This window comes from Nonomuraea sp. NPDC003804 (genome assembly GCF_040610675.1).
Classification (GTDB): Bacteria; Actinomycetota; Actinomycetes; order Streptosporangiales; family Streptosporangiaceae; genus Nonomuraea.
In genome coordinates this window covers 321,592-328,986 of record NZ_JBEXMT010000007.1, presented here as the reverse complement: position 1 = coordinate 328,986, position 7,395 = coordinate 321,592, and the positions used below count along the sequence as shown (strand labels likewise).

The 7,395-nt window shown below is 70.0% G+C and carries 7 protein-coding genes; 3 read left to right on the top strand and 4 right to left on the bottom strand.

Annotation, left to right across the window (positions count from 1 at the left end; genetic code table 11):
* The 3 genes from ABZX22_RS12750 to ABZX22_RS12740 form a co-directional block, all read left to right on the top strand.
* On the top strand, positions 1 to 1,191 hold a 1,191-nt coding region (locus ABZX22_RS12750), incomplete at its 5' end, for a thioesterase domain-containing protein (protein WP_354907946.1).
* Positions 1,166 to 2,455 (top strand): MFS transporter, encoded by a 1,290-nt coding sequence (locus tag ABZX22_RS12745; RefSeq protein WP_354907945.1) that lies wholly within the window; start codon positions 1,166 to 1,168, stop codon positions 2,453 to 2,455. The genes ABZX22_RS12750 and ABZX22_RS12745, both read left to right, overlap by 26 nt.
* 2 nt (positions 2,456 to 2,457) lie before the next feature.
* Positions 2,458 to 3,363, top strand: a complete 906-nt coding sequence (locus ABZX22_RS12740; RefSeq protein WP_354907944.1) for a TauD/TfdA family dioxygenase — start codon at positions 2,458 to 2,460, stop codon at positions 3,361 to 3,363.
* A gap of 241 nt (positions 3,364 to 3,604) precedes the next feature.
* On the opposite strand, the gene ABZX22_RS12735 is transcribed toward ABZX22_RS12740, so the two are convergent.
* The 4 genes from ABZX22_RS12735 to ABZX22_RS12720 all read right to left on the bottom strand — a co-directional run bounded on the left by ABZX22_RS12735 (position 3,605) and on the right by ABZX22_RS12720 (position 7,383).
* Complete coding sequence (locus ABZX22_RS12735) at positions 3,605 to 4,549, bottom strand: D-2-hydroxyacid dehydrogenase family protein (protein WP_354907942.1); 945 nt, start codon at positions 4,547 to 4,549, stop codon at positions 3,605 to 3,607.
* 133 nt (positions 4,550 to 4,682) lie between these two features.
* Positions 4,683 to 4,856 (bottom strand): CsbD family protein, encoded by a 174-nt coding sequence (locus ABZX22_RS12730; protein WP_354907941.1) that lies wholly within the window; start codon positions 4,854 to 4,856, stop codon positions 4,683 to 4,685.
* 276 nt (positions 4,857 to 5,132) lie between these two features.
* Positions 5,133 to 6,707, bottom strand: coding sequence for a serine hydrolase domain-containing protein (locus tag ABZX22_RS12725; RefSeq protein WP_354907939.1), 1,575 nt, complete (start codon positions 6,705 to 6,707; stop codon positions 5,133 to 5,135).
* A gap of 196 nt (positions 6,708 to 6,903) precedes the next feature.
* Positions 6,904 to 7,383, bottom strand: coding sequence for a MarR family winged helix-turn-helix transcriptional regulator (locus ABZX22_RS12720; RefSeq protein ID WP_354907938.1), 480 nt, complete (start codon positions 7,381 to 7,383; stop codon positions 6,904 to 6,906).
* Positions 7,384 to 7,395 lie beyond the last annotated feature (12 nt).

Sequence of the window (7,395 nt, the reverse complement as noted above, 5' to 3'; positions counted from 1 at the left end):
TTCCTGCGGCAGGGGTTGCCGGAGCACATGGTGCCGTCGTCGTTCACGGTGTTGGATCGGTTGCCGGTGACCGCCAACGGCAAACTCGACCGCAAAGCCCTCCCTGATCCGGCACCGGTGGCCCGAGCCCCGTACGAAGCACCCAGGGACGAACTGGAAGAGACCCTCGTCGGCATCTGGGCGGAGATCCTCGGCGTGGAAACGCCGGGCATCCGCGACGACTTCTTCGACCTCGGCGGACACTCGCTGCTGGCGCTTCGCCTGGCCCTGCGGATGCGGCAGGCGCTCGGCAGGGAGATCCCGGTGGCCACCGTGCTCGCCGCGCCCACGGTCGCCCAGCTCGCCGAGGCCCTCGCGGACGAAGGCGACAACCCGATCTCCCGGGGCCGGGTCGTGCCGCTGCGCACCGCGGGCAACCGTCCTCCCCTGTTCCTCATCCACGCGCTCGGCGGGCAGGTCTTCCGATACCGGCCGCTCGCCCAGCACCTCGGCGACGACCAGCCGGTCTACGCCATCCCCGCGCACGGGCTGACCGAGGGCGACGCCGTACAGACCACCATCGACGAGATGGCCGAGAGCTACGCCGGCTACATCCGCGAGCTCTTCCCTGACGGGCCCTACTTCGTCGGCGGCTTCTGCATCGGCGGGAACATCGCCCTCGAAGTGGCCCGCAAGCTGCGCCAGGACGGCCACGACGTGCCGTACGTCTTCCTGGCCTGGTCCTCCGCGGAGGAGCCCGTGGTCGGCTCGACGCTGGAGGACGACACCGCGCTCATGGTGCACGCGCTGGCCGGCGGCGCCACCTCGCTCGACCCTCGCGAGCTGAGCCTGATGGAGCCGGCGGAGCGGCTGCTGGCCATCGTCAACGCGGCCACCAAGGAGGGCCAGCTCCGGACGGAGAGCACCGACCTCGACCAGATCCAGCGCTACGTCGAGGTCTTCCGCGCCAACGCCCACGCGGTGGGGCGCTACAAGCACGACACCTTCGACGGACCGGTGATCCTGCTGATCCCCGAGGAGGACAACGCCCCTCCCGAGGAGGACTACGGGTGGCGGGCGGTCATCCCGCACCTGGAGACCGGGCTCATCCCCGGCGCGCGGTTCAGCGCGCTCTACAACCCCTACGTCACCCGGACCGCCAACCAATGGAGGAGGTGGATGGACCGTGGCCTCGGACACGCCCACCACTGAGGCGCTCGCGCCCGCAGAAGAGAAGCCGACCAGCCTCTGGAAACACCGCGACTTCCTCAAACTCTGGCTCGGCTACAGCACCTCCCAGTTCGGCGCCCAGGTCACCGTGGTGGCCATGCCGCTCATCGCCATCGTCCTGCTGGGCGCCGACGAGGCCGAAGTGGGCACGCTGGGCGCGGTCGGGCGGCTGCCGTTCCTGCTGTTCCTGTTCGCCGGCTTCTGGGCCGACAGGTTCCGCAAGCGGCCCACCATGATCGTCGCCGACGTCGGCCGCAGCGTGCTCCTCCTGGCGGTCGTCGGGCTCTACGCCGCCGACATGCTCACGCTCTTCTGGCTCGGCACGATCTCCTTCCTGTCCATCGTGCTGTTCGTGTTCTTCGAGGTCGCGAACATGTCGCACCTGCCGTTCCTGGTGGGGCGCGAGCTGATCGGCGACGGCAACGCCAAGCTCCAGCTGAGCAACTCCGTCGCCAGGGTCGTGGGCAACAGCGTCGGCTCGGTGCTGGTCAACGCCTTCATCGCGACCCAGGTGCTGCTCGTCAACGTGGTGACGCTGATCGTCTCCGCGATCAGCTGCGCGCTCATCCGCAAGCCCGAACCGGTGCCGGAGCGCAACGCCGAGCAGCAGGGCGTGTTCTCCTCGATCGCCGAGGGCCTGCGCTGGGTGCTGCGTGACCCGCTGATCAGGCCCAGCATGATCGCCGCCGGCTTCTACATGTTCTTCTACACCGGCATCGAGGTGCTGCTGCCGCTCTGGGTCATCAAGGGCCTGGGCATGGAGGAGTACTGGGTCGGCATCCTGCTGGCCATCGGCGGCCCGGGAGCCATCCTCGGCTCCCTGCTGGCCACCAGGTCGATGAAGAAGATCGGCATCGGGCCCTCCTTCTTCTGGATGACCGTCGTCGGCAACCTCTCGCTCCTCCTCGTCGGCCTGGCCACCGGACCCACCTGGCTGATCGTCGTCATGATCGGCCTCACGCAGTTCCTGCTCGGCGTCACCGGCCCGATCGCCATGGTGTCCAGCGCCACGCTCCGCATGGGCGCCACCCCGCAGCACCTCCAGGGCCGCGTCATGGCCTCGCAGCGGGCCGTGGCCCTCGGCCTGGCGCCGGTGGGGGCCTTCCTCATGGGTCTGCTGGCCGAAGGCGTCGGCCTGCGGACGACCATGCTCATCTGCGCCGTGGGCACCGTGATCCCGATCATCGTGCTGGCGCTCTCCCCCGTCCCCCGCACCAAGGGCATGCCCGAACCGCAGGAGCACTGACCATGGAAAAGATCACCTCGGGCGCGACCACGATCGCCGTGCTGGACGACGCCGCGCGCGGGCCCGCCGACGAACTGCTGCTCCAGCACGGCGCGGTGCTCTTCCGCGGTCTCGGCGTCGACTCGCCGGCCGCCTTCCACGAGTTCGTCAGCACCTTCGGCGAGCCGTTCACCAACTACCGCCACGGCAACTCGCCCCGCGTCGCCGTACAGACCGGCGTGTGGACCTCCACCGAGTATCCGGCGGAGTACGAGATCTCCCTGCACAACGAGCTGTCCTACGCGCACCGCTGGCCGTCGCGGCTGTTCTTCTACTGCGACCAGGCCCCGGCCACCGGCGGCGCCACACCCGTCTCCGACTCTCGCGCGGTGCTGGCGGGCCTGGCGCCGGACGTGCGCGAGCGCTTCGCCACCAGAGGGGTCGCCTACCTGCAGAACCTGCACGGCGGCTTCGGGCTGGGCAAGTCCTGGCAGGACACCTACGAGACCGCCGACCGGGACGAGGTCGAGCGTGCCCTGGCCGAGACCGGCGCCGAGTTCCGCTGGACGGAGGACGACGAGTTGCGGGTACGGCAGGTGCGCCCCGCCGTCCGCCGCCACCCGGAGACCGGCGAGGAGGTCTGGTTCAACCAGGCCGAGCAGTGGCACGTCTCCAGCCTGCCCGACGACGAGGCCGAGGCCCTGCTGGAGATGGCGGCCTCCGACGAGGAACTGCCGCTGCAGGCCACCTACGGGGACGGGAGCGCGCTGGACGTGGCCGACCTCCGCCAGGTCCGCGAGGTCGCCAAGCGCAACGAGTGCGCCTTCCCCTGGCAGCAGGGCGACGTCATGATGATCGACAACCTGCTGGTGATGCACGGCCGCCACGCCTACACCGGCAACCGGAGAATCCTCGTCGCGATGATCTGACCGCGTTCGCGGGCGGTCGCCCTGTTCGACGGACGACCTCCCCTCGGGGCACCCTGCGTCCCCGGGGGAAGTCCACGTGCCGGCAGGGTCCGCCGGCAGGGTCCGCCGGCGGGGTCCGGCGGCGGGGTTCGCGGGCAGGTCGTCGAACCGGCGCGCTCGGCCGGACGCCGGAGCCGCCCGGTGCGCCCGAGCTCCTGGCGGGCGCGTCAGGCCGGCATCATGTGGGCCGGCGAGCCCCCGCTCAGGTCAGGACGCGGAGCGGGGCGCCGGAGAGGAAGGCGGTGACGTTCTCCGCGGCCTCGCGGAAGTACGTGCGGTAGTTGGCCATGGTCACGTAGCCGAGGTGCGGGGTGGCCAGCACGTTGGGAAGCGCTCTGAAGGGGTGGTCGGCGGGCAGCGGCTCGATGTCGAAGACGTCGAGGCCGGCGCCGGCGATCGCGCGGCTTTCCAGCGCCCGGATGAGTGCGGGCTGATCGACGATGGCCGCGCGCGAGGTGTTCACCAGGTAGGCGTCCGAGCGCATCGCCGCCAGCTCCTTGGCGCCGATCAGGCCGCGGGTGCGCTCGCTCAGGACGAGATGGACGGAGACGAAGGCGGACTCGGACAGCAGCGCCTCCAGCGAGGGCGCCAGCCGTACGCCGGCCTCGCCGGTACGCGCGCGGGTGAGGTTCTCGCTCCAGGCCACGACGTCCATGCCGAAGGCCTGGGCGACCTTCGCGACCTGGGAGCCGATCTTGCCGAGGCCGACCAGGCCGAGGGTGGCGCCGTGCAGGTCGGTGCCCACGGTGGTCAGCCAGGGCCCGCCGGCGCGCATGGCGGCGGACTCGTGCATCAGGTGCCTGGCCAGGCCGAGGATGAGCGCCCACGTCAGCTCGGTGGGCGGCGTGGAGAAACCGCCGGTCCCGCAGACGGTCACGCCGTGGGCTCGGGCGGCGTCGAGGTCGATGGAGGCGTTGCGCATGCCAGAGGTGATCAGCAGCCGCAGCTTGGGCAGCCTGGCGAACACCTCGGCGGGGAACGGCGTGCGCTCCCTCATGATCATCACGATCTCGTCGCCGGCGATCGCCGTGACGAGGTCGTCGATCGAGTCGATGTGCTCCTGGATGCTCCTCGCCTCGACGGCGGTCCAGTCGGCCAGGGTGAGAGCGACGTTCTGGTAGTCGTCGAGGATGGCGCAACGCAGCATGGCCGGACCCTACCAAGCTGCGTTACCGAGGTGAGAGCCGGCAAAGATGATAGTGGTGGTGCCACGCCCCTCCTATCAAGGCCGGCCACGGAAGGACCGGCCACGCGGTTCGTGGCCGGTCCTTCGCCTTCGATCACTTCTTGAAGGCGTCCTTCGCCTTCTCGGCGGCCTGCTTGAGATTGCCCTTGATCTTCTCGGCCTTCCCCTTGGCCCGCATTGACTGGTTGCCGGTCATCTCCCCGACATCCCGCTTGACCTCGCCTTTTACTTCCTCTGCCTTGCCCTTGGCCTTTTCCGTCTTGCCCATCCCCGCGCCTCCCCTGCGTGGCGAATGTCCATTTCCACAGTACGTCCGCGCGAGCAGCCGGGGCATGCGCGTCGTCGCCGTCCACATCACGTGGAGCTGCGGTCGATCCCACGACGGTCACCGCAGGCACCGGCTCATCCACGAGTTGCCACGCCTACGACCCGCCACGGTGCGCGCCGGCCTCGACCGGCCGGACGGCTCCACCCACCACGCTGCCCTGGATTCCCATAAGTACACGGGCACGCCGGGTTCACGGCCGTTTTCGCGGCGACCCGTTCATGTCGTCGACGACAGGGCGCCACCGCGGGCGGTCCTCCGGTGCCGCCAACCACGAGAGCCGCGGCCACGAACGAGGTGGACGAGACGGCAGACGATGACGGCGGCAGCGGCCGGCGCGGCCGTGGCGGCCCAGACGTACAGGGCGAGCCACACGTACGTGATCTGCTCCAGCGTGCCTGACCTATGCATCAGGAGACCGATCAGGTCGGCGAGGCCGAAGAAGAACACGATCGGCACCGCGTACGGCAGCAGCCGCAGCAGCGGGCGCCAGACGGCCTGGTCCGTGCGGCGGCGGGCCCAGCGGCGGGCACGGCAGACCCCCAGGAGGCCGAGTCCGAGGTTGAGCACGGTCAGGCCGGCCAGCCAGGGGTCCGCGGTCATGGTGAAGGGCGCCGCTCCGGCGTCGGGGCGGCCCTCGATGATGTCGATCAGGCCGTTGGTGATGAGGAGCGCGTCGTCGCCGGAGATCATCCCCGTGTTGGTGACGACGGCGATGCCGTACCGGCTCGCGGGGAGGAGCGTCTGCGCGGAGTTGTGGGTGAGTAGCCAGCCGGTGTGCTGGAGCTGGGGCGCTCCACCGGCGGTCCTGCCGGCCACCCAGCCCATGCCGTACGTGCTGCCGGCCACACCGGACGCGGTCTGGGCGGTCTTCAGGGTCTTCCTGGGCAGGACGCGGCCGGCGCCGTTCTGCGCGATCAGCCATCTGGCCAGGTCGTCGGCGGTGCTGACGACGCCGAAGGAGCCGCTGACGAACCACTTCGGGTGGGAGCGCCCGATGAGCTGCCCGTAGGCCCGGACGTAACCGGCGCCCTCACCCGGCAGGTCCCTGGTGGTGTTCACGGTCCTGGTGGACGTCATGCCGAGCGGACGGAACACCGCGGTGGCCATGTAGTCCGCGAACGGCATCCCCGCCACCACCTCCACCAGTCGCGCCGCGACGGTGTAGTTGGGGTTGTGGTAGGCCATCCTGGCGCCGGGCTCGGTGTCGAGCGGAGCGGTCCGCAGCATCGCGACGGCGTCCTTGAGGGTGTCCGGCGCGGGGAGCGTCAGCTCAGGGAAGCTCATGTCGCTCATCCCCGAGGTCTGCTGGAGCAGCTGGCGCACGGTGATCTTCGCGGCGCGCGGGTCGGCCATGGTGAACTCGGGGAGATATGTCCTTACGGGATAGTCCAGGCTGATCGTGCCCTGGCCGGCGAGCCGAAGCACCGCCAAGGCCGTGAAGGACTTGGACACCGAGGCGAGCGGCATCGGCGTCGTCTTCGTGATGGCCTCGCCGTCGGCCGTGTGGCCGTAGCCCGCGACATGGACGACCTGGTCGCCCTTGGTGACGGCGACCACGGCGCCAGGCAGCCGGGTCCTCTCGACATAGCCGCGCATGAAGTCGTCGATCACGCTCGCGCTCAGGTCCGCGCTCTTCGGTGCCGCCGAGGCGCGCGCCGTCGCTGAGGCGCCCACCGCCGCTGAGGCGCCCGCCGTCGTCGTCCCCGTCGTCGAGGCGCCCGCCGCCGTCATCCCCGTGGCCAGCAGCACACCGGCCAGACCGGCCATCGCCGCGATCTTCCGCACCTTCATCGGGTTCCTTCCGAGCTCTTCGTCCGCTGGGAAGGAACGCTAGGAGTCGGCCGGGGTGCCACACAGTGGCCGATCGGCCGCCCTGACCCTGACTTTCGTCAGGTGGACCCCGGTCTCCACGGCCGAGCCGAAGGAGGGCGCCCTCGAGCGCCACTCAACCCCCTCGACCACCAGGGCTGCGACGCCTGAACGGTGACTAGGCGCCCTTCGTGTCGCCGACCTGGGCTCTCTCGTTCAGATGCGCCAGCGAGTCGACGTACTTGAGCATCAGGCGGGCGAACTCCAGCCGATCGTGCTCCGACCAGTCGGCGGTGATGTACTCGAAGGCCGAGCGCTGGTGGCGGCGGAAGCGCGTCATGAGCTCGCGGCCTTCGGGGCTGAGCCGCAGGACCGTGCGACGGCCGTCCTCCTGGGAGGCCGCCCGGATCAGATAGCCGGCCTTGATGTTGTCGGTGACCATCCGGCTGGCGACCGAGGGATCCACTCCCAGCACCTCCGCCACCGCTCCCACGGTGACCTCCTTGCCGTCGCCCTGGGTGTGCTCCAGGACGATGTTGAGGACGAGGGTCCTGCTCAGGTCCTTGGTCGAGATCGGGTTCTCCACCTCTAGCAGCGAGGTACGGCGCAGTTTGGAGAAGGCCGGCCCCACAGCGTCCAGTAGCTCGTCATTCGTCACGCGTCCATCGTA

Excerpts from the sequence above, each read along its gene's own strand:
- ABZX22_RS12740 (WP_354907944.1), top strand. The coding sequence starts at position 2,458 with ATGGAAAAGATCACCTCGGGCGCGACCACGATCGCCGTGCTGGACGAC.
- ABZX22_RS12735 (WP_354907942.1), bottom strand. The coding sequence starts at position 4,549 with ATGCTGCGTTGCGCCATCCTCGACGACTACCAGAACGTCGCTCTCACC.
- ABZX22_RS12730 (WP_354907941.1), bottom strand. The coding sequence starts at position 4,856 with ATGGGCAAGACGGAAAAGGCCAAGGGCAAGGCAGAGGAAGTAAAAGGC.
- ABZX22_RS12725 (WP_354907939.1), bottom strand. The coding sequence starts at position 6,707 with ATGAAGGTGCGGAAGATCGCGGCGATGGCCGGTCTGGCCGGTGTGCTG.